Origin of the sequence: Caulobacter zeae (genome assembly GCF_002858925.1) — a bacterium.
Lineage (GTDB): Bacteria > Pseudomonadota > Alphaproteobacteria > Caulobacterales > Caulobacteraceae > Caulobacter > Caulobacter zeae.
In genome coordinates this window covers 139936-165681 of the sequence record NZ_PJRS01000017.1, presented here as the reverse complement: position 1 = coordinate 165681, position 25746 = coordinate 139936, and the positions used below count along the sequence as shown (strand labels likewise).

Below are 25746 nucleotides of genomic sequence, written 5' to 3'. Positions count from 1 at the left end.
GAGCGGTGGCTCGTCGGCCATGAGCCCTAGGTGAGCCGCCGCTCTGCAGCGTCAAATGGCGCCGCATGGAAGATCAAACTCGGCCGCCTCTACCTGCCCCCGCCCAACCGCTTGCGGTTGGCCCGCACCTTGGCGCGGTAGTGCTTGACCACCGCCCGGGTCGCCGCGTCGGGCGCCTGGGGCAGGCCGCCGGTCCAGAACTTCAGGCCGATGTCGGCGGCGGCGGCCATCTTCTCGGTGGTCATGCGCACCGCCTCGGCCTGGGCCTTGGCCCCGCCGCCCGCCAGGACCATGGTCCGCAGGCCGATGACGGTCGAGGCCTCCATGCCCAGGGCCCAGGCGTCCAGCATCGTCGAGGGCCAGTCTTCCTTGCGGCGCGCCATGGCAGGTCTCCGTTGCCTGCAAGGGGATCGCGCGAGGCCTCGCCCCGGTTCCGCACAAGGTGCGACACCACGCAACTCGACGGAACAAAATAAGAACTATAGACTGTGCGGATGGCCGTTCTCGATATCCGCCGCAAGCTCGCCATCCTCGCCGACGCCGCCAAGTACGACGCTTCCTGCGCCTCCTCGGGAGGCGAAAAACGCGACTCCGTCGGCGGCCAGGGCGTGGGCTCCACCGAGGGCATGGGCATCTGCCACGCCTACGCCCCGGACGGACGCTGCATCAGCCTCCTGAAGATCCTGCTGACCAACTTCTGCATCTACGACTGCGCCTACTGCATCAACCGGGTGTCGTCGAACACGCCCCGGGCGCGGTTTTCGGTCAAGGAGGTCGTCGACCTCACCCTCAACTTCTACAAGCGCAACTACATCGAGGGCCTGTTCCTCTCGTCGGGGGTGATCCAGAGCGGCGACTACACCATGGAAGAGATGGTCCGCATCGCCAAAAGCCTGCGGCTGGACCACGACTTTCGAGGCTACATCCACCTGAAACTCATCCCCGAGGCCTCGCCGGAACTGGCGACACAGGCCGGCCTCTATGCCGATCGGGTGTCGATCAACATCGAACTGCCGCGTGACGACAGCCTGAAATCCCTGGCCCCGGAAAAGGACGTCGGCGACATCAAGCGGGCCATGGGCCGCATGCGGCTGGCGATCGAGGACAAGGCCGAGCCGGCCCGCAAGGCGCCGCGCAAGAGCTTCGCCCGCAGCCAGTCGACCCAGCTGATCGTCGGCGCCGACGCGGCCAAGGACGGCGACATCCTGGCCCGCAGCGCCTCGCTGTACGGCGCCTATCGCCTCAGCCGCGTCTACTATTCGGCCTTCAGCCCGATCCCGGACGCCAGCCACCGCCTGCCCTCGGCCCGCCCGCCCCTGCTGCGCGAACACCGCCTATACCAGGCCGACTGGCTGATGCGGTTCTACGGCTTCGCCCAGCCTGAGATCATCGGACAGGGCCAGGACCTGGACCTGTCGGTCGATCCCAAGACCGCCTGGGCGCTGCGAAACCGCGACAGGTTCCCGGTCGACGTCAACGCCGCCGACCGCGAGACCCTGCTGCGCGTGCCGGGCCTGGGCGCCAAGGCGGTCGACCGCATCCTTGCGGCCCGCAGGCAGGCGCGGCTGACCGTCGACGACCTCAAGCGCGTGGGCGCGGTGGTCAAGCGCGCCAGGGCCTTCGTCGTCGCCGAGGGCTGGACGCCGGGCGCGGCCACTGACGGCGAGCACCTGAAGGCCCGCCTCGTCGAACCCGCCCAGCTGAGCCTGTTCTGATGCGGGTGGTGCGGCTTTCGTCGGAGATCGACTTCGACGGCTGGCGGCTCGCGGCCCGCCGGCTGCGCGCAGAGGGCGCGGCGCCTGAAACCGTCGCTTGGACGACGGAAAGAGACCTCTTCTCCCCTCCCCCTTGCGGGGAGGGGTCAGGGGGTGGGGGTGTGGGCGCGGAGATGGCCGATTCAGAGCCAGCTCCCCCACCCCAACCCCTCCCCGCAAGGGGGAGGGACTTCACCGTGCCGCCCGCCTTCGTGGAACTCGCCCGCTCGGTGGTGCTTCACCGCTCCGGCGAGCGTTTCGCCCTGCTCTATCGGCTGCTGTGGCGGCTGGAGCGCGAACCCCGGCTGATCGACAATCCGGCCGATCCCGACGTCGCCAGGGCCCGCGACATGCAGAAGGCCGTCGCCCGGGCGATCCACAAGATGCACGCCTTCGTGCGCTTTCGCCTGGTCGAGACCGAGCCGGAGACCTACGCCGCCTGGTTCGAGCCGGCCCATCGCGTCACCGAGGCCGCAGCCCCGTTCTTCGCCCGCCGCTTCACCAACATGACCTGGACGATCCTGACGCCCGACGCCTGCGTGGCCTGGGACGGCGCGAGCCTGAGGGTGTCGGACGGCGCAGATCCGGCCGACGCGCCTTCCGAAGACGCCCAGGAAGAGCTCTGGCGCACCTACTACGCCTCGATCTTCAACCCCGCCCGGCTGAACGAGAGGATGATGCGCCAGGAAATGCCCAAGCGGTACTGGCGCAACCTGCCCGAGGCCCGGCTGATCCCGCAGCTGGTCGAGACCGCCCAGGCGCGCGCCGCCGCCATGGTCGCCGCCGCGCCCTCGCCGCCGCCCGACCGGGTGCTGAAGGCCGCCCTGCGCCACGCTCGCGACGGATCCTACAATGGCGACCTGCCGACCAGCCTCGACGAGGTCGCCGCGGCCGTCCAGCTCTGCCGCCGCTGCGACCTCTGGCGCAACTGCACCCAGGCCGTGCCGGGCCAGGGCGCGGCCCATGCGCCGCTGATGTTCGTCGGCGAGCAGCCCGGCGACCAGGAAGACCTGGCCGGCCTGCCCTTCGTCGGCCCCGCCGGCCAGGTGTTCGACGCGGCGCTGCAAGAGGCCGGCGCGCCGCGCGATCGCGCCTTCGTCACCAACGCCGTCAAGCACTTCAAGCACGAGCCGCGCGGCAAGCGGCGCATCCACAAGACCCCCGATCGCGGCGAGGTGCAGGCCTGCCGCTGGTGGCTGGACGCCGAGCGGCGGCTGGTGCGCCCCCAGGTGATCGTGGCCCTGGGCGCGACGGCGGCCCTGGCGGTGACAGGCAAGGCGACAGCCGTCGGCGACAACCGCGGCCGGCCGCTGCAACTGCCCAATCAAGGCAATGGCCAGGCCCAGCTGATCGTCACCTATCACCCGTCGTTCCTGCTGCGGCTGCCCGACGCCGACGCGCGCGAGCGGGCCCGGGCCGAATTCGTCGACGACCTGCGCCTTGCGGGCGAGCTTGCAAGACTGATCGACTGAAGCGAGCAAAGCCGCCCACCCGGCGAGCGCTCCGCGCAAAAAATCTGCTCAATCTTTCGGCGACGCCTGTTCGCACGCAATCCCTTGCCCCGCCTCGTAATACTTGGCGCGGGAACGGGGCGCATAAGCCCTCCCCGCCGCCCGGGGCGCTCCTTCGCCTCTTGCCACGACGGCGCTGCCGGGGTTGGTTCCCGGCCGGGGAAGAGGGCGATGACAGCAGACGACGAAGAGCGGCGCGCCTGGTTCCGGAGGGAGATCCTGCCCCTGGAGCCCAGGCTTCTGGCCTATGCGCGCAAGTTCTGCCGCGACGGCGAGACCGATCCGGAGGATCTGGTCCACGACGCCTTCACCCGCGTGATCGCCTGCAAGACCTGGCGCGAGATCACCAATCCGGCCGCCTTCGCCTCGCGCACCCTGCGCAACGTGGCCTTCGACGGCCTGCGCCGCCGCAAGGTGCTGACCATCACCGCCGTCGCCGACTTCGAGCTGATCGGCGGCATGGACGAGACGCCCGGCCCCGAAGCCACGCTGGTGTCGCGCGACGAGCTGCGCCAGCTCCGCGAGGCGATATCGGAACTGCCGACACAATGTCGGCGTGTATTCACCCTTCGGAAAGTTTATAGCCTGTCGCCGGGCGAGATAGCGGTCCGGATGGGTCTGTCCGTCTCAACAGTCGAGAAGCACCTGATCAAGGGGCTTCGCTATTGTTCCGAAAAGCTGGGCCGCGCGGGCGCGACCCAACCAGTGCGTATCGACGAAGGGCGTTCATGGGCCGGGAAGCGGGATCGCGACGCGAAGCGGTGAGAGCGGCCGCCGCCGAATGGGCGGTGCGGCTGTCCGATCCCGCCTGCGCGGCTGATACGCGCGCGGCCTTCGAGGCCTGGCGCGCCGAGAGCTTCGAGAACGAGGCCGCGTTCGAGCGCGCCCACGCCGCCTGGGAGCGGACCGAGCGCCTGCGCGCCTTCAAGCCGGGCCTCGCGAAACCCGACGCCGACCTGTTCGCGCCGCAAGAGGCTCCGCGCCGCACCTTCGACCGCCGCTCGCCCTGGACGCTGATGGCCGCCGTGGCCGCCATTTCGGGCGTGGTCGGAACCGGCGTGATGACCGCCACGGCCTCCACCGCCTACGCCACCGACATCGGCGAGCGCCGCGTGGTGGTCCTGGCCGACAACAGCCGCATCGAGCTCAACACCGACAGCAAGGTCGTCGTGCGTTATCGCGGCGGCGTACGCGAGGTGAAGCTGGTCAAGGGCGAGGCCCTGTTCGAGGCCGCCGCCGACAAGCGCCCCTTCGTGGTCAAGGCCCGCGACTCCCGCATCGAAACCACCGGCGGCGAGCTTTCCGTCCGCCTGGGCGCCGAAAACGCCGCCGTCACCGTGCGTCGCGGCGCGGTCGAAGTGGAGCCCGATGGCAAAGGGCCGGCGAAGGAAACGAAGATCGCGGCCGGCACGGCCATGGTCTACGGCCCCGCGGGCAGCCACGCCCAGCCGCTGTCGGACGCCGAGATCGAGCGGGCCCTGGCCTGGCGCCAGGGCGCCATCGCCCTGAACGGCCAGTCGCTGAGCCAGGCCGTGGCCGAGTTCAACCGCTACAACCGCCGCAAGGTCCGCATCGCCGACCCGTCGATCGCCGACCTGCGCCTGGCCGGCTACTTCCAGAGCACCGAACCCATGGCCTTCGTCACCGCCGTCACCCACACCTTCCCGGTGCGGGCCAGCGAAGGCGAAGACGGCGTGATCCGCCTCGCCCGCAAGGGCTAGCCGAAGATCCTCCCCCTCTGGGGGAGGTGGCCCAAAGGGCCGGAGGGGGGCGTTTTCAGCTGCCGAGGCGCTGACCGACCTCCCCCCCACGCCCACCCGCCACTCAAAGCCCTTCCCCCATCGAGGGGGAAGGGAGAAGACGCGCGGATGGGGATAGAGCCCCGTCCATCCCCGGCGTTCGCCGAAAACTCCTGAACCAATCCAACAGCTTATAACTTTCTCACGCCCCTGGATCAGACGCGCTGAAAACACCCGCACAATAAACCCCGTCTCGCCGCACCGAAGGGGCGCAAGGCCAGCGACCATGCGGCGGCGGGATGCAGTCGAGCGGGAACGAGTCCGGTCGGGAAAACCGGACGCTCGGGGACCTGGCGCTGGCCAGGCCCGCCCGCCGTCGGCTTCGTCGGGGACAGACGGGAGAGACGCTCCTACCCAGGACATCCCCGCCCCGCGGCGCGCCTTTCGGGAAACCGGCGGGCGTGCTCCGGCAAGGCGTCAACAGCGCCGCCGGCCGGAGGCGGACGGAAAACGGCGGCGCGGAGCGCTCGGCTTCGTCGAAACGGTAACTTGCTGAAAACAGCTTCCGGGCGTCGCCCGGGCGCCCCGCACCCCTTCGACCAACTCGCAGCGAAAGCGCGAGGCCGCAAACCCGCGCCCCAAGATCCTCCCCCTCTGGGGGAGGTGTCCGCGAAGCGGACGGAGGGGGGCCGTTCTCAGCTCTCAAGGCGTCGGGAACTCATCGCCAGCTCCCCCCCACCGATCGCTGACGCGATCGCCTCCCCCACAGGGGGAGGCTCCTCCGAAAGTGGCGCCGGCGCCACACTCGTCACACCGCCGCCACAAAATTTCGGTCGCCGACTGGAGGTTTCCCCACCCTCCCCCGTCGAAGGCGATAAGAACGCCGCGTCGAGGGGGCGCGGCGGACAAAGGGGTAATTCGAACTTGTCCATGCGTACGAACCAACGCCGCCGGACCGTCCGCGGCCTGCTGCTGGCCTCGGCCGCCGTTCTGACCATCGCCGGTCAGGCCGCCGCCCAGGGCTCGCGCCACACCTTCAACATCCCGCCGCAGGACGCGGTGTCGGCGCTGCAGACCTACGCCAAGCAGACCGGCAAGCAGGTGCTGTTCCCGTACGAGGCCGCCACCGGCCGCACCACGCCCGCCGTGACCGGCGACCTGTCGGACGCCGAGGCCCTCAAGCGCCTGGCCGACGCCGCCGGCCTTGTCGTCGCCTCGGACGACGGCAAGACCATCACCCTGCGCGCCGCGCCGGCCGCCCGCCCCCAGTCGGAAGCCGCCGCGACTAACGCGGCTCCCGAAGAAGTCGCCGAAGTCGAAGCCATCATCGTGGTCGGCAGCCAGATCGAAGGCGCCCGTACGACCGAAGCCCTCCCCGTCTCGGTCGTGACCGAGAAGGACATCATCGCCACCGGCGCCGTCTCGGGCGACGAGCTGTTCCGCTCGATCCCGCAGGCCGGCGACGTCCAGTTCCAGGAAGCCCGCACCACCGGCAACCTCAACGACGCTCGCGGCGACGTCTCGTCGCTGAACCTGCGCAGCCTGGGTACCGGCAACACCCTGGCCCTGCTGAACGGCCGCCGCGCCGTGCTGCACCCGGGCACCCAGACCGAAAACCTGGTGCCGGTGCAGACCGTCAACACCAACGCCCTGCCCGTGGCCGGCGTGAAGCGGGTCGAAGTGCTGCGTGACGGCGCCGGCGCCCTCTACGGCTCGGACGCCGTGGCCGGCGTGGTCAACACCGTGCTCGACACCAAGTTCCAGGGCCTGCGCGTCGAGGCCCAGGTCGGCGGCTCGGAAGGCACCGGCTATCGCGAAGGCACCGTCAACCTTAAGGCCGGCACGCGCCTGGAAGACGGCACCCGCCTAACCTTCTTCGGCTCATACACCGCCCACAGCCGCATGATGGCCGACGAGCGCGACTACGCCGCCAGCGAAGACCACCGCGACCGCGTCGCCGGCACGCCCTGGGCCGGCAACACCAGCTTCGACAACCGCTCGACCTCCAGCCCCTGGGGTTCGTTCACGCTGATCCCGTCGTCGACCGCGCCCCGCCAGAACGGCGTGGCCCTGACCACCTCGGGCGTGTTCCACATCGAGCCGACGGCCAACACCGCCGCCGGCTGCAGCAGCGCCGTCCTGGCCGGCGGCCTCTGCATCAAGTCGGGCACCATCACCGGCGCCGCCGACCGCGACCTGCGCTATGACGAAAACCCCCAGCGCACCCTCAAGGGCGGCCTGGAGCGGACCAACCTCTTCAGCACCGTCGAGCGCGACCTCGACAACGGCATGACCTTCTTCGGTGAAGCCGGCTACTACCACGCCCTGTTCACCGGCCAGCGCGAGCAGTCGGCGCCGATCTCGTCGGCCCCGATCAGCATCGCGGCCAACGCCTACTGGAACCCCTTCGGCGCCACCACCCTGGCCGACGGCAGCGTAAACCCCAACCGCCTGTCGGGCCTGACCGGCGTGGGCGCCTCGGGCGTGGCGATGAACATCACCACCTATCGTCCGGTGGATGCGGGTCCGCGCACCTACACCGTCACCGACGACAGCTACCGCCTGCTGGGCGGCCTGAAAGGCTCGTTCGGCGACGGCTGGAAGTGGGAGTCGGCCGGCCTCTACTCCTTCGCCCGCACGAAGGACAAGACGCACAACGCCATCAGCAACACGCTCTTCCAGCAGGCCGTGAACCGCACGGACCAGACGGCCTACAACCCGTTCAACGGCGGCTCGCTGACCAACTGGTCGGGCGACGACACCACCCGCAACAGCCAGGCGACGATCAACTCGTTCCTGATCGACGTCTACCGCATCAGCGAAACCTCGCTGGCGATGTGGGACTTCAAGGTCTCCAAGAAGGACCTCTTCACCCTGCCGGGCGGCGACGTCGGCTTCGCCTCGGGCGTGGAAGTGCGCCGCGAGACCTACAAGGACGACCGTGACGACCGACTGGACGGCACGACGACCTACACCAACAGCGTCACCGGCGTGACCTACAACAGCGACGTCCTGGGGGCCTCCGGCTCGCCGGACATCAAGGGCGACCGCGTCATCAGCTCGGCCTTCGCCGAACTGGCCGTGCCGATCATCTCGCCCGAGATGAACATCCCGTTCGTCGAGGAAGTGACCCTGCAACTGGCCGCCCGCGACGAGTACTATTCGGACTTCGGCAACGTGCTGAAGCCGAAGGGCGCCCTGCTGTGGAAGGTCGGCCAGGGCCTGTCGCTGCGCACCTCGGTCTCGCAGAGCTTCCGCGCGCCGAACCTGCCGCAGTTCTACAGCGAGGGCTCGACCGTCTCGAACGGCCGTCCCGACTACGCCTTCTGCCGGATCAACAACCCGACGGCCACGACCTGCGCCAGCACCTCGACGCTGGAAGTGCGCCAGGGCAACAAGGACCTGAAGCCGGAAGACGCCGACAACGCCTCGATCGGCTTCGTCTACCAGCCCAAGTTCATCCCGGTGGAATACGGCCGCCTGACCCTGACGACCGACTTCTGGTCGATCCGGGAAAAGAACGTCATCGGCATCCTGGGCGGCTACAACCAGATCGCCTACGACCTGCTGCTGCGCCAACAGGGCAGCTACAACCCCAACGTCGTGCGTGACGCCCCTGTCGGCACGAACACCGTCGGCGCCATCTCGTACATCAGCGACACCTACATGAACCTGCAACCGCGCGTGGTTCAGGGCGTGGACTTCTCGCTGGCCTACGACCTGGACGACACCCCCTGGGGCGACTTCGGCTTCAACCTGAACGTGGCCAAGCTGACCAAGTACGACCAGTCGGCCAGCCCGATCGAGCAGATCCTGCAAGAGGCGATCGCCAGCGGCGCCCTGGCGGGCCTGACCGTCTCGTCGGCCGGCAGCCAGATCAAGATGGACGGCTTCCCGGAATTCCGCGGCACGGCCAGCTTCACCTGGCGCAAGGACGGCTGGGGCGCGGGCGCCTTCGTGAACTATGTCGGCGAGACCTACGACACCGGTCCCGCCCAGGTGAACGGCCAGTACTTCCCGATCTCGGACTGGACCACGGTCAGCCTGTACGGCCAGTACGCGTTCAAGAGCGGCCAGTTCGACGGCTCGACCCTGCGGGTCGGCGTGCGCAACATCGCCGACAAGGAGCCGCCGGTCACCTCGAGCAACTTCGGTTACTCGGGCGCCCTGCACAACTCGACCGGTCGCTACTGGTACATGAACATCTCCAAGCGGTTCTAATCCGCGATCGGATGATGACTTGGGAAGCCCGCCCGTCGCATGACGGGCGGGCTTTTCCGTGTCCGGAGCGGGACACGGGGATTTGCCGTGACCCGAAAGTCTTTTTGGGAAATATTCTCCCCACGGCGGCGGAAGGTTCGACGCCGGACGAGTCGGGGCTCTTTCGAAGATCATGTCGCGGGCGAGCACGCCTCTTCCTGGCGCGTGGGGCTATGCCCTGGCGGCCGCCGCGGCCGGCGGCGCCTTCGGCGTGCGCCTGCTGCTCAACGGCTGGTTCCCGCCCGGCTTTCCCTACCTGACCTTCTTTCCCGCCATCGTGCTGACCGCCTATTTCGCGGGACGCGGGCCGGGCATCCTGTGCGCCGCCCTGTCGGGCCTGTGCGCCTGGTACTTCTTCATCCCGCCGTACGACAGCTTCCACGTCGACTTCGCCACGACGGTGGCGATCACGTTCTACGTCTTCGTGGCGGCGGTCGACATCTTCTTCATCGACGGCATGCGCAAGGCCATGCGCCACCTGTCGAGAGAGCGCGAGGCCCAGGCGGAGCTCGCCCGCAGCCGCGACCTCCTCTATCGCGAAATGCACCACCGGGTGAGCAACAACCTGCAGATGGTCGGCGCCCTGCTGCGCCTGCAGTCGTCGGGCATGAAGGACGAGGACGCCCGCCACGCCCTCGTCGAGGCCGGCGGCCGCATCGAGACCATCGCCAAGATCCAGCGCCAGTTGCACGACCAGACCGGCGAGCCGACCCCGTTCCGGGCCTTCGCCGAAGCCCTGCTGGACGACGCGGGCCAGGCCTTCGGCGCCCGCCACGCCATCCGCGTCGAGGGCGGCGAGGACCCGCTGCATCCCGAGCAGGCCACGCCCGTGACCCTCGTTATGCTCGAGTGCTTCAACAACGCCCTGGAGCACGCCTTCGCGGCCGGGAGCGACGGCCGCATCGTCGTGGCGCTGGAGCAGGAAGGCGACAGCCACGTGCTGACCATCCGCGACAACGGCGCAGGCCCCCCGGCCGGGTTCGAGCCCGCCGCCTCGCCCAGCCTTGGCCTGCGCATCGTCCACGCCATGGCCCGCCAGTTGGGCGGCGCCTTCACCATGGCCCGCGTCGACGGCTGGACCGTCTGCCGCCTGAGCTACGCGCCGGCGGTCTAGGGGCGCCTACCTCCCCTCGTCGTCATCCCGGCCGCAGCGAAGCGGAGAGCCGGGAGCCGAGCCGGCTCAAAAAACCTCATCCTGAGCTTGTCGAAGGACGAGGTTTTCGTCTCAAACACGGGGGCGCTTTCATCGGAGCCCCGCCATGCCCCGTCCTGGTCCCCGCAACCTGATCACCGACGTCGAGGGCCTGCTGGTCGGCCACGCCCAGGACGAGGCGGTGGCCTCGGGCGTCACCGCCCTGCTCTGCCCCGACGCCTGGACCGCCGGCGTCGACGTGCGCGGCGGCGGCCCCGGCACCCGCGAGACCGACGTGCTGCGGCCCGAGAACAACTTCAGCAAGGCCCATGCGATCTGCCTGTCGGGCGGCTCGGTGTTCGGCCTGGGCGCGGCCGACGGCGTCGTGGCGGCCCTGTCGGCCTCGGGACGCGGTATCCGCCTGGCCCCGACCTCGCCCGCCATCCCGATCGTGCCGGCCGCCGTTCTGCACGACCTGGGCAACGGCGGCGACAAGGACTGGGGCCTGGACCCGCCCTACCGCTGGCTGGGCATCGAGGCCGCGGCGGCCGCCGACAAGGACTTCGCTCTCGGATCGTTCGGCGCGGGCCTGGGGGCCATGGCGGGCCTGGCCAAGGGCGGCATTGGCAGCGCCTCGCTCGACCTCGGAGAGGGCCTGGTCGTCGGCGCGCTAGCGGCGGTCAATCCGGTCGGCTCGGTGCGCATGGCCGACGGCGAGACTTTCTGGGCCTGGCCCTGGGAAATCGACGGAGAGTTCGGCGGCAAGCGGCCCGCCCCGGACGCGGCGACGCAGGTCGAGCCGATCCCCGAAGATTCGAAGCTGGCGGCGCTGGGACGCCTGCAGGCGGGCGCCAACACGACCCTGGCCGTGGTCGCCGTCACCGCCGACCTGACGACGGCCGAATGCACGCGGCTGGCGATGATGGCCCAGGACGGCCTGGCGCGGGCTATCCGACCGGTCCACACGCCCTTCGACGGCGACATCGTTTTCGCCCTGGCTTCGGGCGCTCAGAGTCTGGGCGAGGGTCCGGGCCGAGCCATTGCTCTGGCGCGGCTGGGCTCGGCGGCGGCCGACACCCTGGCGCGGGCCATTGCTCGCGGAGCGTACGAAGCCCAGCGTTCCGAAGCTCAGTCCTCGGAGACCGGGGGGACTTCCGGCGGCGCGTCGGCCCCGTAGAGCTGGACGGCGGCGGCTTCCAGGCGGCCCATCAGGCGCTTGAGGGTCGCCACCTCGCCCGGCGCCAGGCCAGCCAGCAGCGCTGCCTCATAGGCCAGGGCGAGCGGACGGATCTCGGCGAACAGGCGACGACCGGCGGCGGTCAGTTCCAGCGTGTGCGAGCGGCGGTCGGTGCGGTTGGTGATCCGCGCCACCAGGCGGCGCTCGACCAGGTCCTGGGCGGCGCGGCTGACGCGCACCTTGTCCATGGCGGTGCGGGCCACGGCCTGGTGCTGGGTCAGCGGCCCCTCGATCAGGATCGACATCAGACGCCATTGCGGGATCGACAGACCGAAGCGGTCCTCGTAGGCGCGGGCGATCAGCCGGCTGACGGCGCTGGAGGCCGTCGCCAGGCGATACGGCACATAGTCCGAAAGCGACAGCTGTTCACTGGCGACGTCCGGCGTACCCGGCGTCAGGGATGAGACCGTCGCGGCCATGCCTGTTCCTTTCCTCCTGCTCCGGCCCGCGGCCCGCGAAGACGGAGCCGTCTCTACGCCGAATCACGCCCTGGCAACCCACCGCAGGCGCACCTCGATCTGGCGCCGCGATGAAAACGCTCTCAATCGACCGCCAGCGACCGTGGCGGAAAGCGGGCGTTTCGCCCGCCGCATGAGCATACGCACCTAACCGCGCCCAACCAAGCGGCGCCTTTAGTGGCCGTGGCCGCCGCCATGGCCGTCGTCGCGCCCATGGCCGGCCCTCGGCGCGGCCTCGGTATGGGTCAACTGCTTCTGGCAGCGCTCCAGCAGGCGCAGGTTGTCCGGGCTGTTCCAGACGTCGGCGAACTCGACCACGGCCAGCCGCAGGCGGCGCATGTGCTCGCTCCACTCCAGCGGCGGCTCGGGCTTGTGCTCGTCCTCCTGGCTCTTGCCGTGGGCGGCGGCTCCGCAGGTGCAAACGCGGGAGGTCGGCGCCGGAGCCTGGGCGGGCGCGCAGTTCGCGTTGACGATGACGGTCTGCTTGCTGCTGATCTTCACCTGCGGCGTAGCCAGGGCCAGGCCGCCGACGGTGACCGGCACGCAGCAGATCACGCATTGGCACGGCGCCGGGGCCTTGCAGGTGGAGGACGGCGCGGACGCCGGCGCGGCCTCGTGACCATGCTTGCCTTCCTCCCTGGCCTGGTGGCCGCAGGTGCAGGGCTTGGAAGCCTTGGGCTCGTGCCTGGCCTCGGGCTTGGGGAACTGGCCCAGGCAGGCCTTCTCCAGGCTCTTGAGCGCCTTGCCGCAGACGGCGAACTCGATCAGCGCCCCGACCCGGGCCTCGACCTCGGCGACCAGCTCCTCGGCGCGACGCAGCAGCTCGCCCGTCGGCGCGCTGGTGGCGGCCACGCAGCGGGCGAGGATCGCCTTGTGAATGGCCTTGGGCACGTCGCGCCAGCGCTCGTCCCTTCCCTTGCGGCCCGTGAAGCGCCCCGCGCAGAAGGCCAGGGCCGCGACGGCCAGGGTGATCAGGGCGATGCCGGCCAGCAAGGTCGGATCGAAGATCGGCACCGGCGTCTCGACCGGAAACTCGGATTGATACACCCCACCCCTCCCGCATGCGCCGTTCGACGAGCAGCGTTATGGTTAACGCATGCTCGCGACGCTTGCACGGCCAAGGTTGGGATCAGCGGCGGGAAATCACCCCGCGGGCCCGGGCGCCCTGGTCATAGCGGGTCTCGCCGCCATAGACGGCGACTTCGCACAGGATGTCGCCGCCTTCCTGGGCGGCCCACAGGTAGTTGCGCTCGACCTCGACATTGCGGCCGGCGGGCGAGATGCCGTCGAAGGTGTCTCCCCAGGGAATCACCTTCGACAGCTCGCGCCAGGACAGGGTCATGGCCCGCGACAGCTCGTCGTCGGCCATGGCCTGCAGGTCGGGATCGCTCACGCGCGTCTTACTCGGCCGAGGTTTCGGCGTCGCGGAAGTACGGCACGACCTCGCCTTGCAGCTTGATGGTCATGGCGTTGCCCTTGCGGTCGACGGTCTTGCCGGCGGTCACGCGCACCCAGCCTTCGCTGACGCAGTATTCGTCGACATTGGTCTTCTCGACGCCCTTGAAGCGGATGCCGACGCCGCGCTCGAGCGCTTCGGCGTCGTAGTACGGGCTGTCGGGGTTGGCGGACAGGCGGTCGGGAGGCGTATCGCTCATCGGGTCGGCTTTCGAGATCTTGGGGCGGGACGGCCCGCCGAAGCGGGCGTGATAGCGAGGAAAGACGGGAAATCCAAGCGCTTGGGGCCAAAGCCTCAGCGGATGGAAGGCGCGCGACCGCTGGAGCCGCCCTTGGCGGGCGCCGGCGGGGCATGAGCCGGCGTGTTGGCGGCCTGGCGGACCGGCGGCCTTTCGAGCGCCTGGTAGACCCACTTGCGGGTCTCGGCGTCGAGGCCGGGCCCCACGCCGCCCAGGCGCTGGATCATGCCGACGAAGAACAGGTCATTGGCCGGGTCGATCCAGAACCAGGTGCCGGCGCTGCCGCCCCAGCTGATCGTGCCGGGGCCGACCGGCGCGCCCGAGGCGGCCGGATCCACGGCCACCGCCACGTCGATCCCGTAGCCCATGCCCAGCGCGAAGGGGAACGCCTTCTGCTGGCCGGGCTTGAGCACGCCGGAGGTTCCGTCGGTGGTGACCTGGAAGCTGGGCGGCAGGTGATTGAGCCGCATCATCGCCACCGTTTCCGGTTCGAGGATGCGCACGCCCTCGAGATCGCCGCCGTTGAGGATCATCTGGGCGAAGCGGGCGAAGTCGCCGGCCGTCGACAGCAGGCCGCCGCCGCCGGACGGCGCCGGGGGGGGCTTGGTGACGTCGCGCCAGCCGCCCTCGACGGCGGGCACGAGCTTTCCGGTGACGGGATCGGCGTCGTAGATCGCCGCCAGCCGCGCGGCCTTGTCGGCCGGGACCCAGAAGGCGGTGTCCTTCATCTTCAGCGGCTTGAAGATCCGCTGCTGCATGAACACCGGCAGGGCCTGGCCCGACAGGCGCTCGACGATCAGGCCCTGGATGTCGGCCGCGACGCTGTAGCGCCACAGCTTGCCGGGCTCGGCGTACATCGGCAGGCCGGCGATCTTCTGCACCATCGAGAACAGCGAGTCCGACTGCAGCACGCCCGCCCGGTAATAGGCCTGGTCGGCCTGGCTGCCCGGGTCGTCGGCGATGCCGTAGGCGAAGCCCGCCGTATGGGTCATCAGCTCGCGCATGGTCGGCGGACGGCTGATCGGCGACAGGATCGGCCGGCCCGAAGCGTCGACGCCGTTGGCGACGCGCAGGCTCTCGAACTCGGGGATGAACTTGGTGACCGGGTCGTCGAGCTTCCAGCGGCCCTCGTCATAGAGGATCAGCATGGCCACGCCGGTGACCGGCTTGGTTTCCGACCGGATGCGGAAGATGGCGTCAGCGGGCATGGCCTCGGGCAGGTCCAGCGCCCGCTTGCCGTAGGTCGCCTGGCTGACGACCTTGCCGTGGCGGGCCAGCAGCGTCACGCCGCCGGCGATCTGGCCCTGGTCGACCAGGCGCTGCATGGTCTCGTCAACGCGCTTGAGCTTTTCGGACGAGAAGCCCACCGCCTCGGGCTTGGCGCGCGGTAAGGCGCTCGCCACACCCGGATGGGCGGCGGTCAGGCCCAGGAACCCGGCCAGGGCCCCGACGGACTTGCGCCACAAGCTCATAAGTCGACTTTTCTCTCAGAGGGTTGGCGAGAGCATGGCGCCGAAGACGCCGGCCCTCGCCATATCACATCACTTGGGACGGAAGCGCTTCTGGGTCGGGAAGCCTTTGGGCGCCAGCTTGCCGGCGCCGGCCCGGCGGCCGACGAAGGTCTGCCAGTCGGTCCATTCGCGACGGCGCATGGCCGTGTCGATCCAGTAACCGCCGGTCTCGGCGTTGAACGACAGGCCGTCGCGCAGACCGCCCTCGCGGTAGGCCTGCAACTTGACGCCCTTGCCGCGCGGCATTTCCGGCAGCTCTTCCAGCGGAAAGATCAGGATCTTGCCGTTGTCGCCCACCACGGCCAGCTGGTCGCCGACGGCTTCCAGGCAGAAGGCCGCGCCGGCGGAGTCGACGGTCAGCACCTGCTTGCCCGCCTTGCGGTTGGCCAAGGCCTCCTCTTCCGGCAGCAGGAAGCCATAGCCCTGCTTGGAGGCCAGGATGCGCTTGCGGCCAGCCTTGAACGGGAAGACGTCGATGATCTTCACCTTGTCGTCGAGCTCGATCATCATCCGCACCGGCTCGCCATGCCCCCGGGCGGAAGGCAAGTTGGCGCAGCCCAGCGTGAAGAAGCGGCCGTCCGAGGTGAACAGCAAGAGCTTGTCGGTGGTCTCGGCCGGGACCAGGAAGCCCAGCTTGTCGCCTTCCTTGAACTTCAATTCCGACGGGTCTTCAATCTTGCCCTTGGCGGCGCGGATCCAGCCGCGCTCGGACAGGATGATCGTGATCGGCTCGCGCACGATCATCGCCTCGATGGCGGCCTCGGCGTCGACCACCGGCGCCACGTCGAACACCGAGCGGCCGGTCACGCCCGTCGGGCGCGGCTTGTCCAGCGGGTGCTTGATCTTGATGAGGCTGGCGCGCACCTGGCGCAGGCCCGTGCCGACCAGCTCCCACTGCTTCTTGTCGCTGGCCAGCATGGCCAGGATGCCGTCGCGCTCCTCCACCAGTTCGGCGTGCTCGCGGCGGATCTCCATCTCCTCAAGCTTGGCCAGTTGGCGCAGCCGGGTGTTGAGGATGGCGTCGGCCTGGATGTCGCTGAGGGCGAAGGCCGCCATCAGCTTTTCCTTCGGCTTGTCCTCGTAGCGGACGATGCGGATCACCTCGTCGAGATTGAGGTAGGCGATCAGCAGGCCGTCGAGGATGTGCAGGCGGGCTTCGATCTTGGCCAGGCGGTGGCGGGCCCGGCGGGTCAGCACCTCGCGGCGGTGGGCCAGGAAGGCCATCAGCGCCGACTTGATGCCCATGACGCCCGGCGTGCCGCGCGCGTCCAGCACGTTGATGTTGACCGAGAAGCGGCTCTCCAGCGCCGAGAGCTTGAACAGGCTCTCCATCAGCACTTCAGGCTCGACGTTCTTGGACTTCGGCTCGAGCACCAGGCGGATGTCCTCGGCGCTCTCGTCGCGGACGTCGCCCAGGAGGGCGGCCTTCTTGCTCTCGATCAGGTCGGCCAGCTGCTCGACCAGATCCGACTTCTTCACCTGATACGGGATCTCGGTGACGACGATCTGGTAGGTCCCGCGACCGGTTTCCTCGCGTTCCCACTTGGCGCGGGTGCGGATGCCGCCACGACCGGTCTCGTAGGTTTCGAGCAGGGACGCGGCCGGTTCGACGATGACGCCGCCGGTCGGGAAGTCCGGCCCCGGCACGCGTTCGAGGATGTCGGCGGTCGTGGCTTCGGGGTTGCTCAGCAGCAGCAGGCAGGCGTCGATCAGCTCGGCCGGATTGTGCGGCGGGATCGAGGTGGCCATGCCGACGGCGATGCCGGCCGAGCCGTTGGCCAGGAGGTTGGGGAAGCCCGACGGCAGGACCACCGGCTCCTCGTCCTGGCCGTCATAGGTCGGGCGGAAGTCGACCGCGTCCTCGTCGATGCCGTCGAGCAGAAGCGTCGCCGCCTCCGTCATCTTGCATTCGGTGTAACGCATGGCCGCGGCGTTATCGCCGTCGATGTTGCCGAAGTTGCCCTGCCCCTCGACCAGCGGGATGCGCTGGGAGAAGTCCTGGGCCAGGCGCACCAGGGCGTCGTAGATCGACTGGTCGCCGTGCGGGTGGAAGTTACCCATCACCTCGCCGACCACCTTGGCGCACTTGCGCGCGGCGGACTCGGGGTTCAGGCGCATGTTGCTCATGGCGTAGAGCACGCGACGGTGCACCGGCTTCATGCCGTCGCGGACGTCGGGCAGCGCCCGCGAGCCGATGGTCGACAGCGCATAGGCCAGATAGCGCTTGGACAGCGCTTCGGTCAGCGGCTCTTCGAGGATGCGGTCGCCGTCGCCGGGACCGCCGGGGGGAGGAGTGACGGGCTTGTTCATCAATCAGATTCGTTTCGGCCCGGCAGCCTAGCAGATATGCGGCGCTCGATTCGAGGCGGCGACGGGGTTTTTGCGGCTTATCCGGCCGCGGGCGCCCCAAGAAAGGCCCCCGCCCGCTCGACAAGGGCGATCACGGCCTCGTCACGCCACACCTCGATCGTCTCGGCGCTGGCGTGATCACGCAGCAGCGACAAGGCGTGGCGCCGGTAGCCGTCCTCGGCCAGGTCCTGGATATCGACTGCGGTGGCGACCTGGTTTCCGGCCAAGCAGACGAAGGTGTAGGTTTTCATCACGGTCCTCACCGTGACCATACCACGCCAAGCGCGGCCGTTGGTCGCCTGCCCGACCGATCACGGCATTGGGAACGGCCGTGCTTGCTTAGGCCTCGGCGCTGCGGGCCGGCAGGGCCAGGGTCACGCGCAGGCCGCCGATCGGGGCGCGGCCCAAGGTCAGGGCGCCATCGTGCAGTTCGGCCAGTTCCAGGGCGATCGGCAGGCCGAAGCCATGTCCAGCCCCGCGCTCGTCGAGGCGGCTGCCCGGCACCAGGGCGGCGGCGGCGGCCTCGTCGGTCAGGCCGGGGCCATCGTCGTCGATGTCGAGCACCACGCGTGCGCCCTCGCGGCGGCCGGTGACCCGCACCGTGCGCTCGGCGAACTTCCAGGCGTTGTCGAGCAGGTTCCCGGTCATCTCGTCGAAGTCCTGCGGGTCGCAGGCCACATAGAGGTCGTCGGCCACGTCCAGCTCGGCCCGCACGCCGGCGGCGGCATGGATACGCGAGAGGGCCGCCACCAGGTCGTCCAGGCGCGATCGCACGGGCAGCGCGGGACGCCCCGGCGCGCCCGGCGAGGCGGCGCGGGCCCGGCCCAGGTGATGGCCGATCGCCCCGTCGATCTGGGCGATCAGGCTGGCCAGGCTGCCGTCGGGATCGCGTCCCGGCTCGGCCAGGCGCACGGCCAGGGTGGCCAGCGGGGTCTTCAGGCCATGGGCCAGGTTGGAGACATGGCTGCGGGCCTTCGCCAGCGCCTGCTCGTTATGATCCAGCAGCGCGTTGAGCTCGGCGACGACCGGCTCCAGCTCGCGCGGCTGCTTGTCGTCGATCCGGCGCTGCTCGCCCCCGCGCACGGCGGCCAGCGAGGCGCCCAGCTTGCGCAGCGGCCTTAGGCCCAGCTCCAGCTGGCCGATCATCGCCGCCAGCAAGCCGACGCCCAGCACGCCCAGCGACAGCAGCAGCGGCCGCAGGCCCTCGTCGCGCATGCGGTCGCGGATGTAGCGCGGCGCGCCGGCGGTGACCGTCACCGGCCCGCGGCTGGTGCTGATGGTCAGGGTGCGGAAGTAGAAGCTCTCGTTCCAGCCGCTGCGCGAGCGCCAGCGGCGGGATTCCTTCAGCGGGGCGGTCGGCGGCTTGTCGGGTCGCATCTCGCGCTGGGGCATGCGGTCCCGGTCGCGGTCACGCTCGGGACGAGGCCAGGGCGGCGGCCCCTCGCCCTGCCGGGGCTCGACCGAGGCCACGGTCTGCGAGCGCAGCACGCCCGCCGGTCCCCGCACCACCCAGGCCCAGCCCGCGCCGCGGCGGATGAACGGTCCCACCGACTGGATGCGATCCTGGTCGAGCGTGCCGTCGGACTTCACCGCCCGCGCCAGCACCGAGATCTGTGACTCCAGGCTGGCGTCGACATTGCGGCGCACGAACTGGTCCAGGGACGGACGGATGGTCAGGGCCGCCAGCACCACCGCCACGATGGTGAACAGCACGCCGCTGATCAGCAGCCGGGCCCGGATGGAGTTCAGCACGCCCTTCACGCCGCACCCGCCGTCAGGCGATAGCCGCGGCCGCGCACGGTCTCGATCATCTCGTGGCCGATCTTGCGCCGAAGCCGGCCGACGATGACCTCCAGCGAGTTGGAATCCCCGCCCGCATCGCCCTCATAGGCCTGCTCCAGGATGTCCATACGCTCGACCACCACCTCCTTGCGCAGGATCAGGCACGACAGCACCCGCCACTCGAAGCTGGTCAGCTTCAGGGGCATGCCGTCGAACTCGAAGCCGCCCATCTGGGCGTCGAAGGTCAGGCGGCCGCAGACGATGCGAGGGCCGTGATGGCCGGCCGAACGCCGCACCAGCGCCCGCAGGCGCATCACCAGCTCCTCTACCCGAAACGGCTTGGTCAGATAGTCGTCGGCGCCGGCCTTGAAGCCCTCGACCTTCTCGGTCCAGCCATAGCGGGCGGTGAGGATCAGCACCGGCAGCGGCCGGTTCTGGGCGCGCCAGCCGCGCAGCACGCTCAGGCCGTCCTGCTTGGGCAAGCCGAGGTCCAGCACGGCGGCGGCGTAGGTTTCGGTGGCGCCCAGATGCGCGCCGGTCTCGCCGTCGGCGGCGATATCCACCGCGAACTGCTCTTCGCGCAGGGCCTGGGCGATGCTTTCGGCCAACGGCGCGTCGTCTTCGACCAACAGGATGCGCATCCCCCATCCTTAGCCGACGAACCCAAACCGAACCTGAACCAGTTCGTTCAGGCTACGTCGAGGTTGTGTGCGTTACAGAGGCTGCAATCGAGGGATTCGGTTCGAGATTTGGGGATTGGAATGACGAGGAAGATGGCCCTCCTGGCGGGTCTGCTGGGCTGCATCACGCCGACGATGCTGCATGCCCAGGAAACAGCCGCGCCGGCCCAGGCCCCGCGCCAGCCCGCCCAGCAAGTCCCGTCCGACGCCGACCTCGACACCGAGGTCGAGGGCATCGTCGTCACCGGCCAGCGCCAGTACGGCGCGGTGCTGGGCGACATCCAGCCGGAAACCACCTTCAATGCCGCCGACGTGCGCTCGCTGGGCGTCAGCTCGGTGACCGAGCTCCTGTCGGAGCTGTCGGCCCAGACCGCCAGCGCCGGCGGCGGCGCGCCCGTCACCCTGCTGAACGGCCGCCGCATCTCGGGCATGGGCGAGATCCGCGACATCCCCACCGAAGCCATCCAGCGGGTCGAGATCCTGCCCGAGGAAGTGGCGCTGAAGTACGGCTACTCGGCCGACCAGAAGGTGGTGAACATCGTGCTGCGCCAGCGCTTCCGCGCGCGCACCGGCGAGATCAGCGTCGCCTCGCCCACCGACGGCGGCCAGACCACCGAACAGTTCGACTCCAGCACCCTGCGCCTCAACCGCCAGGGCCGCCTGAACACCGCCTTCAAGTACGCCCACAGCGACAAGCTGCTCGAAAGCGACCGCGACATCATCTCGCGCGGGGCCAGCGACAACTATGTCGGCGACCTGACGCCGTACCGCACGCTGCGCCCGCGCACCGACAGCCTGTCGTACAACGGCGTCTACAACCGCATTCTCGAGAACGGGATTTCGGCCACGGTCAACGGCAGCCTGTCCTACGACCAGAGCCAGTCGCTGTCGGGCCTGGCGCGGGCGCAGCTGGACGTGCCGGCCGCCAGCCCGTTCTCGCTGTCGGACGGTGACGAGAGCGTCTATCGCTACCTGACCGACCTGGGCGCCATGGAGCAGTGGAGCCGGTCCTGGAACGCCCATGGCGGCTTCAGCCTCGACGGCTCGATGAAGTCGTGGCGCTGGAACCTGACCGGCAACTACGATCACGACGAAAGCCGCACCAGCACCGATCGCGCCCCCCGTCTCGACGAACTGCAAGACCGGCTCGACGATCTGGACCCCACCTTCGATCCGCGCGCGGGCCTGCCCACCGGCAGCTTCCTCAAGGACCGCGCCAGCTCGACCAGCGACACGCTCAACACCCAGCTGGTGATGAACGGCGCGCTGACGCGCCTGCCGGCGGGCGACATCTCCACCAGCATCAAGCTGGGCGCCGAAGGCGCCTGGGTCGACTCCTGGTCGCGCCGCAACGGCGCCCAGGGCGTCACGGAAAGCAGCGCGGACCTGTCGCGCGGCACGGCCAACGGCCAGGTCAGCTTCGACGTGCCGATCACCAGCCGCAAGAACAACTTCATGGCCAAGGTCGGCGACCTGTCGGCCAATCTCAACCTGTCGGCCAACCAGCTGTCGGACTTCGGGACGCTGACCTCGGTGGGCTACGGGCTCAACTGGTCGCCGCTCAAGCCGATCAGCTTCATCGTCTCGGTGAACAACCAGGAGACCGCGCCCAGCATGTCGCAGCTGGGCGGGGCCCAGGTCACGACCCTGGACGTGACCACGTTCGACTACGTCCGCGGCGAAAGCGTGCTGATCTCGCGCCTGACCGGCGGCAACCCGGACCTGAAGGCCGAGGAAAAGAACGTCGTCAGGCTTGGCTTCACCCTCAAGCCGCCGGTCGTCGAAGGGCTGTCGATCAACGCCAGCTACATGCGCACCCGCACCGACAATCCGATCTCGTCCTTCCCCAGCGCCACGGCCGCCACCGAGGAAGCCTTCCCCGACCGCTTCGTGCGTGACGAGGATGGCCGCCTGGTCCGCATCGACGCCCGCCCGGTGAACTTCGCCAAGCGCGAAAGCGACCAGATCCGCTGGGGCCTCAACTACAGCCGCCAGATCGGCAAGACGCCGCCCCGCCCCACCCCGACGCCCGAGGAAATGCAGCGCTGGCGCGAACGCCAGGGCCAGGGCCAGGGCGGTGAAGGCCGGGGCGAAGGTCGCCGCAGCCAGGAAGGCCAGGCCAGCGGCCAGCAGGCTCAAGCTCAGACGGCCCAGGGCCAGACGGCTCAAGGTCAGGCCCAGGCCACCGAGGGCGCCCAGCCTCCCGGCATGGAGCTGCTGCAAGGCGCCATGCGCCAGGGCGGCGACCGCGGCGGCGAGCAGCGCGCCGGCGGCGACAACGCCCAGCCGTCCTCCGACGCCCCGCGTCCGGGCGGCGACCAGGGCGGTCCCGGCGGCGGCTTTGGCGGTCCCGGCGGTCCGGGAGGCGGCTTCGGCGGTCGTGGTCCCGGCGGCGGCTTCGGCGGCCCGCCCCCCGGCTTCGGCGCGGCGCGCCTGCAGCTGGCGCTGTTCCACACCGTGCGCCTGCGCGACCGGATCTACATCACAGACGGCGGAAACCCGCTCGACCTGCTGGACGGCGACGCCTTGGGCAACAGCGGCGGCTCGCCCCGCAACGAACTCGAGGCCCAGCTCGGCTTCACCAAGCAGGGGATGGGCGCGCGCCTGACCGCCAACTGGAAGGAAGGCACCGAGGTCACCGGCGGAACCACCGGCAGCTCGACGGGCACGCTGAAGTTCTCCGACCTGACGACGGTGAACCTGCGCCTGTTCGCCAACCTGGGCGCCCGGCGCGAGTTGGTGGCCAAGTATCCGGTGCTGCGCGGCACGCGGGTGACCTTCGGCGTCACCAACCTGTTCGACGAGAAGCAGCAGGTGCGCAACGCCGCCGGCGGCACGCCGATCACCTACCAGGAAGACTACCTGGATCCGCTGGGCCGCAGCGTTCGCCTGAGCGTGCGCAAGGTGTTCTTCTAGGACTGGGTGTTCTTCTAAACCTGACCGGGGCGGCCTCTAAAGCCGCCCCGCCTCGCCCAGCCGGTCCAGCAGCCACATGCGGGCCGGCGGCAGCGGGCGGTTCAGCGGGCCGAACACGAACTGCTCGAGAAAGTGGCCCGTGATATCGAGGCCGGCCTTCACGTCGCCCTCGGAAAGCCCTCCCTGCGACGACAGCAGGAACGGCGGCAATGGCAAGAGCTTGTCCTGGTAGGGCGCGCCGGCCTTGCGGCTGACCGCCCGCCCCGTGCGCGGGCTGACATAGACCAGATCGTCGACGTCGCCGGTGGCCGCGCACTTGGACAGGTCCAGGCCGAAACCCAGGTCCTGCAACAGCCCCGCCTCGTAGCGCACATAGACCGCCGGCCAGATGTCGGGAATCTCCAGCACCCGGATCAGGGTCTCCAGCGCCAGGAACGCGCCGGGATGCGGTTCACGCTCGGGCAAGGCCCCGGCGGCGACGGCGGCGGCCGATTGCAGGCCGGCCAGGGCCAGGCGGTCGTCGAACAGCGATGAAGGCCCCTCGCCCATCGGCTCCAGCTGGGCCGAGCCCATCTGGTCGACGACCCGGGCGCGATAGCGGGCGATGACCCGCGCGCCCGCCTGTAGAAATGGCTTCATCCGCCGCGAGGCCGCGCCGGCCACGTGGGCGACGAACTTGCCCCGGTCCTGGGTCAGCAGCTCGACAATGGCGCCGGTCTCGCCGTGCGCCCGCGCCGACAGTAAGAAGGCGTCGTCCTCCCACTCCGTCATCGCGGCGTCTCCACTACGACGGCGTTCCCCAGGCCACGACCTTCTCCAGCACCGGACGCCAGTCGGCCTCGACCGGCAGGCCGATGACGTCGCGCAGGATCGCTTCCAGCTCGTCGACCGGAAGGTCGCGCTGCTCGACCAGGGCGCCGGCGGCGTCGCGGTGGGTCAGGCGATTGTTCTTCAGCGCGTAGCGAGCGGTCGGCGTCGTGCGGCCCACCGTCATGCTCCAGGTGAAATGCGAGCTGGGGTGAGTGTAGGTGAAGAAGTTGGCCTGTTCGTAGTCGACCGGAGCCCAGGCGCCCCGGGCGACCTGGTAGAGCGGCGCCCAGCGGCCCGACAGATCGGCCTGCACCTGGCGCTCGACCACGCCGTCGCATTCGGCGTCGACGATGCGGAAGGCGCCGTTGGGGCTGGCCTGGTCGCCGTCGGCGAACAGGCGCAGCGGCGCGGTCAGCACGCATCCGCCGAAGCCGGCGTCGGCCAGCCAGGTCTCGCCGTCGATCGTCACGCCCAGCACCTGGTGCGAGCGCGGACGCGGCGGGGCGCCTTCCGGCGCCATCCACAGCACCCGGGCCATCAGGCCCTCGACCTGGAAGCCAAGCGCGGCCAGCACCCGCTTGAGCAGGCTGTTCTGCTCGTAGCAGTAACCGCCGCGACCGGCGGCGATCAGCTTGGCGTCCACCTCCGCGGGAACGATGCTGATCCCCCGGCCCAGCAGCACGTCGAGGTTCTCGAACGGGATGGCGTCGGGGTGCTTCTGGCAGATCGCCCGCAGGGTCTGAAGCGTCGGCTCGCGCGGGCCGGCATAGCCGATCCGCGCGAAGTAGGCGTCGAGGTCCACGGAAGCGACCGCCGGAGCGTCAAACATCGAAGTCGAGGCCCATGTCGCTGAACAGGCCGCGTTCCTCGGCCCAGTTCTCCTTGACCTTCACGTGCAGGAAGAGGTGCACCTTGCGATCCAGGATGTCCTGAAGCTCCTCGCGCGAGGCCTGGCCGATCCACTTCAGCACCTGGCCGCCCTTGCCCAGCACGATGGCGCGCTGGCCCTCGCGCTCGACATAGATGGTCTGCTCGATGCGGGCGCTGCCGTCGGCGCGCTCCTCGAACGCGGTGGTCTCGACCGAGGCCGCGTAGGGCAGCTCCTCGTGGACGCGCAGATAGATCTTCTCGCGGGTGATCTCGGCGGCCAGCAGGCGGGCCGGCAGGTCGGCCGTCTGGTCTTCCGGATAGAGCCAGGGGCTTTCCGGCATCATCGAGGCCAGCTTGGCGGTCAGGTCGTCGACGCCCGCGCCGGTCTCGGCGCTGATCATGAAGACGTCGGTGTAGACGCCGGTGTCGAAGAAGTCCTTGGCCACGGCCAGCAGGGTGTCGCGCTTGATGCCGTCGATCTTGTTGAGCGCCAGGATCACCTTGCGGCCGCTCTCCTTGAGGGCCTCGATGATGGTCTGGACATCCTGCACCGCGCGGTGCTCGGCCGGGGTGGCGTTGCGGGCGCGGTCGGCCAGTTCGGCCTGCACGTCGACGAGGTGGACGGTGACCTCGGCTTCTTCCGAGCCGGCCCAGGCCGAGCGCACCATGGCGCGGTCGAGGCGGCGGCGCGGGCTGAAGATCCCGGGGGTGTCGACGAGAACGATCTGGGTGTTCCCGGCCAGGGCGACGCCGCGCACGGGGAAGCGCGTCGTCTGCACCTTCTGGGTGACGATCGAGACCTTGGCCCCGACCATGCGGTTGACCAGGGTGGACTTGCCGGCGTTCGGCGCGCCGATGATGGCGGCGAACCCGGCGCGGGTGTTGGAGGTGTTTTCAGTCATTGGGCGTGCGTGTAGCACAGAGCACTGCAAAAGCCCTCCCCCTTGATGGGGGAAGGGTTGGGCGGGGGTGGCGTCGGGCCTTGCCGGCTGAACCGCCGCATCACCCCCATCCCCGCCCTTCCCCCATCAAGGGGGAAGGGA

Annotated in this window: 21 protein-coding genes; 8 read left to right on the top strand and 13 right to left on the bottom strand. The window is 69.7% G+C overall.

The genetic code is table 11. The features are described from left to right. Positions 1-89: 89 nt before the first annotated feature. The gene (locus tag SGCZBJ_RS09045; protein ID WP_205685349.1) at positions 90-383 is read right to left on the bottom strand and encodes a hypothetical protein; all 294 of its coding nucleotides are present in this window, start codon (positions 381-383) and stop codon (positions 90-92) included. Between the two features lie 111 nt (positions 384-494). Between SGCZBJ_RS09045 and SGCZBJ_RS09040 the strand changes: the two genes are divergently transcribed. From SGCZBJ_RS09040 to SGCZBJ_RS09010, 7 genes are all read left to right on the top strand, one after another. Then, positions 495-1715, top strand: coding sequence for a putative DNA modification/repair radical SAM protein (locus SGCZBJ_RS09040; protein WP_101717669.1), 1221 nt, complete (start codon positions 495-497; stop codon positions 1713-1715). Next, positions 1715-3226, top strand: coding sequence for a UdgX family uracil-DNA binding protein (locus tag SGCZBJ_RS09035; RefSeq protein ID WP_101717668.1), 1512 nt, complete (start codon positions 1715-1717; stop codon positions 3224-3226). Before SGCZBJ_RS09040 ends, SGCZBJ_RS09035 begins: the two co-directional genes overlap by 1 nt. Positions 3227-3436: 210 nt before the next feature. Further along, entirely contained in the window at positions 3437-4030 is a 594-nt protein-coding gene (locus SGCZBJ_RS09030; protein ID WP_101717667.1) for an RNA polymerase sigma factor, read from the top strand. Beyond that, positions 4027-4986, top strand: coding sequence for a FecR family protein (locus SGCZBJ_RS09025; protein WP_240621459.1), 960 nt, complete (start codon positions 4027-4029; stop codon positions 4984-4986). Before SGCZBJ_RS09030 ends, SGCZBJ_RS09025 begins: the two co-directional genes overlap by 4 nt. Positions 4987-5934: 948 nt before the next feature. Continuing rightward, on the top strand, positions 5935-9225 hold the full coding sequence (locus SGCZBJ_RS09020) for a TonB-dependent receptor (RefSeq protein WP_101717665.1): 3291 nt from the start codon (positions 5935-5937) through the stop codon (positions 9223-9225). A gap of 172 nt (positions 9226-9397) precedes the next feature. Next, on the top strand, positions 9398-10378 hold the full coding sequence (locus SGCZBJ_RS09015; RefSeq protein ID WP_101717664.1) for a sensor histidine kinase: 981 nt from the start codon (positions 9398-9400) through the stop codon (positions 10376-10378). 145 nt (positions 10379-10523) lie between these two features. Next, positions 10524-11573, top strand: a complete 1050-nt coding sequence (locus SGCZBJ_RS09010) for a P1 family peptidase (RefSeq protein WP_101717663.1) — start codon at positions 10524-10526, stop codon at positions 11571-11573. On the opposite strand, the gene SGCZBJ_RS09005 is transcribed toward SGCZBJ_RS09010, so the two are convergent. From SGCZBJ_RS09005 to SGCZBJ_RS08965, 9 genes are all read right to left on the bottom strand, one after another. Beyond that, positions 11525-12052 (bottom strand): MarR family winged helix-turn-helix transcriptional regulator, encoded by a 528-nt coding sequence (locus SGCZBJ_RS09005; RefSeq protein ID WP_101717662.1) that lies wholly within the window; start codon positions 12050-12052, stop codon positions 11525-11527. The genes SGCZBJ_RS09010 and SGCZBJ_RS09005 overlap by 49 nt on opposite strands. Before the next feature lie 213 nt (positions 12053-12265). Then, positions 12266-13138 carry a hypothetical protein gene (locus tag SGCZBJ_RS09000; protein WP_101717661.1) on the bottom strand — a complete coding sequence of 291 codons (873 nt, stop codon included), beginning with the start codon at positions 13136-13138 and terminating at the stop codon, positions 12266-12268. Positions 13139-13220: 82 nt separating this feature from the next. Beyond that, positions 13221-13460 (bottom strand): hypothetical protein, encoded by a 240-nt coding sequence (locus SGCZBJ_RS08995; RefSeq protein WP_101717683.1) that lies wholly within the window; start codon positions 13458-13460, stop codon positions 13221-13223. A 31-nt stretch (positions 13461-13491) separates the two neighbouring features. Next, on the bottom strand, positions 13492-13746 hold the full coding sequence (locus SGCZBJ_RS08990; protein WP_101717660.1) for a DUF3297 family protein: 255 nt from the start codon (positions 13744-13746) through the stop codon (positions 13492-13494). A 95-nt stretch (positions 13747-13841) separates the two neighbouring features. Continuing rightward, positions 13842-15257 carry a serine hydrolase domain-containing protein gene (locus SGCZBJ_RS08985; protein ID WP_101717659.1) on the bottom strand — a complete coding sequence of 472 codons (1416 nt, stop codon included), beginning with the start codon at positions 15255-15257 and terminating at the stop codon, positions 13842-13844. A gap of 69 nt (positions 15258-15326) precedes the next feature. Then, positions 15327-17606, bottom strand: a complete 2280-nt coding sequence (parC, locus tag SGCZBJ_RS08980; protein ID WP_101717658.1) for a DNA topoisomerase IV subunit A — start codon at positions 17604-17606, stop codon at positions 15327-15329. A 77-nt stretch (positions 17607-17683) separates the two neighbouring features. Then, positions 17684-17896, bottom strand: coding sequence for a hypothetical protein (locus SGCZBJ_RS08975; RefSeq protein ID WP_133149217.1), 213 nt, complete (start codon positions 17894-17896; stop codon positions 17684-17686). Between the two features lie 88 nt (positions 17897-17984). Further along, the gene (locus SGCZBJ_RS08970) at positions 17985-19397 is read right to left on the bottom strand and encodes an ATP-binding protein (protein WP_205685348.1); all 1413 of its coding nucleotides are present in this window, start codon (positions 19395-19397) and stop codon (positions 17985-17987) included. Between the two features lie 5 nt (positions 19398-19402). Further along, entirely contained in the window at positions 19403-20068 is a 666-nt protein-coding gene (locus SGCZBJ_RS08965; RefSeq protein ID WP_058350497.1) for a response regulator transcription factor, read from the bottom strand. A gap of 120 nt (positions 20069-20188) precedes the next feature. On the opposite strand from SGCZBJ_RS08965, the gene SGCZBJ_RS08960 reads away from it, so the two are divergent. Next, on the top strand, positions 20189-23023 hold the full coding sequence (locus SGCZBJ_RS08960; RefSeq protein ID WP_133149216.1) for a TonB-dependent receptor: 2835 nt from the start codon (positions 20189-20191) through the stop codon (positions 23021-23023). Between the two features lie 36 nt (positions 23024-23059). On the opposite strand, the gene recO is transcribed toward SGCZBJ_RS08960, so the two are convergent. From recO to era, 3 genes are read right to left on the bottom strand one after another with little or no spacing between them, the layout of a single operon-like run. After that, the gene (gene recO, locus SGCZBJ_RS08955) at positions 23060-23794 is read right to left on the bottom strand and encodes a DNA repair protein RecO (RefSeq protein WP_101717654.1); all 735 of its coding nucleotides are present in this window, start codon (positions 23792-23794) and stop codon (positions 23060-23062) included. Between the two features lie 13 nt (positions 23795-23807). Continuing rightward, positions 23808-24662, bottom strand: coding sequence for an arylamine N-acetyltransferase family protein (locus tag SGCZBJ_RS08950; protein WP_101717653.1), 855 nt, complete (start codon positions 24660-24662; stop codon positions 23808-23810). Then, positions 24655-25605, bottom strand: a complete 951-nt coding sequence (era, locus tag SGCZBJ_RS08945; RefSeq protein WP_101717652.1) for a GTPase Era — start codon at positions 25603-25605, stop codon at positions 24655-24657. The genes SGCZBJ_RS08950 and era overlap by 8 nt, the downstream gene beginning before the upstream one ends. Positions 25606-25746: the final 141 nt, after the last annotated feature.

Excerpts from the sequence above, each read along its gene's own strand:
- SGCZBJ_RS08985 (WP_101717659.1), bottom strand. The coding sequence starts at position 15,257 with ATGAGCTTGTGGCGCAAGTCCGTCGGGGCCCTGGCCGGGTTCCTGGGC.
- SGCZBJ_RS09045 (WP_205685349.1), bottom strand. The coding sequence starts at position 383 with ATGGCGCGCCGCAAGGAAGACTGGCCCTCGACGATGCTGGACGCCTGG.
- SGCZBJ_RS09035 (WP_101717668.1), top strand. The coding sequence starts at position 1,715 with ATGCGGGTGGTGCGGCTTTCGTCGGAGATCGACTTCGACGGCTGGCGG.
- SGCZBJ_RS09020 (WP_101717665.1), top strand. The coding sequence starts at position 5,935 with ATGCGTACGAACCAACGCCGCCGGACCGTCCGCGGCCTGCTGCTGGCC.
- SGCZBJ_RS09005 (WP_101717662.1), bottom strand. The coding sequence starts at position 12,052 with ATGGCCGCGACGGTCTCATCCCTGACGCCGGGTACGCCGGACGTCGCC.
- SGCZBJ_RS09040 (WP_101717669.1), top strand. The coding sequence starts at position 495 with ATGGCCGTTCTCGATATCCGCCGCAAGCTCGCCATCCTCGCCGACGCC.
- parC (WP_101717658.1), bottom strand. The coding sequence starts at position 17,606 with ATGAACAAGCCCGTCACTCCTCCCCCCGGCGGTCCCGGCGACGGCGAC.
- recO (WP_101717654.1), bottom strand. The coding sequence starts at position 23,794 with ATGACGGAGTGGGAGGACGACGCCTTCTTACTGTCGGCGCGGGCGCAC.
- SGCZBJ_RS09015 (WP_101717664.1), top strand. The coding sequence starts at position 9,398 with ATGTCGCGGGCGAGCACGCCTCTTCCTGGCGCGTGGGGCTATGCCCTG.
- SGCZBJ_RS08990 (WP_101717660.1), bottom strand. The coding sequence starts at position 13,746 with ATGAGCGATACGCCTCCCGACCGCCTGTCCGCCAACCCCGACAGCCCG.
- SGCZBJ_RS09030 (WP_101717667.1), top strand. The coding sequence starts at position 3,437 with ATGACAGCAGACGACGAAGAGCGGCGCGCCTGGTTCCGGAGGGAGATC.
- SGCZBJ_RS09010 (WP_101717663.1), top strand. The coding sequence starts at position 10,524 with ATGCCCCGTCCTGGTCCCCGCAACCTGATCACCGACGTCGAGGGCCTG.
- era (WP_101717652.1), bottom strand. The coding sequence starts at position 25,605 with ATGACTGAAAACACCTCCAACACCCGCGCCGGGTTCGCCGCCATCATC.
- SGCZBJ_RS08995 (WP_101717683.1), bottom strand. The coding sequence starts at position 13,460 with ATGGCCGACGACGAGCTGTCGCGGGCCATGACCCTGTCCTGGCGCGAG.
- SGCZBJ_RS08950 (WP_101717653.1), bottom strand. The coding sequence starts at position 24,662 with ATGTTTGACGCTCCGGCGGTCGCTTCCGTGGACCTCGACGCCTACTTC.
- SGCZBJ_RS08960 (WP_133149216.1), top strand. The coding sequence starts at position 20,189 with ATGACGAGGAAGATGGCCCTCCTGGCGGGTCTGCTGGGCTGCATCACG.
- SGCZBJ_RS08975 (WP_133149217.1), bottom strand. The coding sequence starts at position 17,896 with ATGAAAACCTACACCTTCGTCTGCTTGGCCGGAAACCAGGTCGCCACC.
- SGCZBJ_RS08965 (WP_058350497.1), bottom strand. The coding sequence starts at position 20,068 with ATGCGCATCCTGTTGGTCGAAGACGACGCGCCGTTGGCCGAAAGCATC.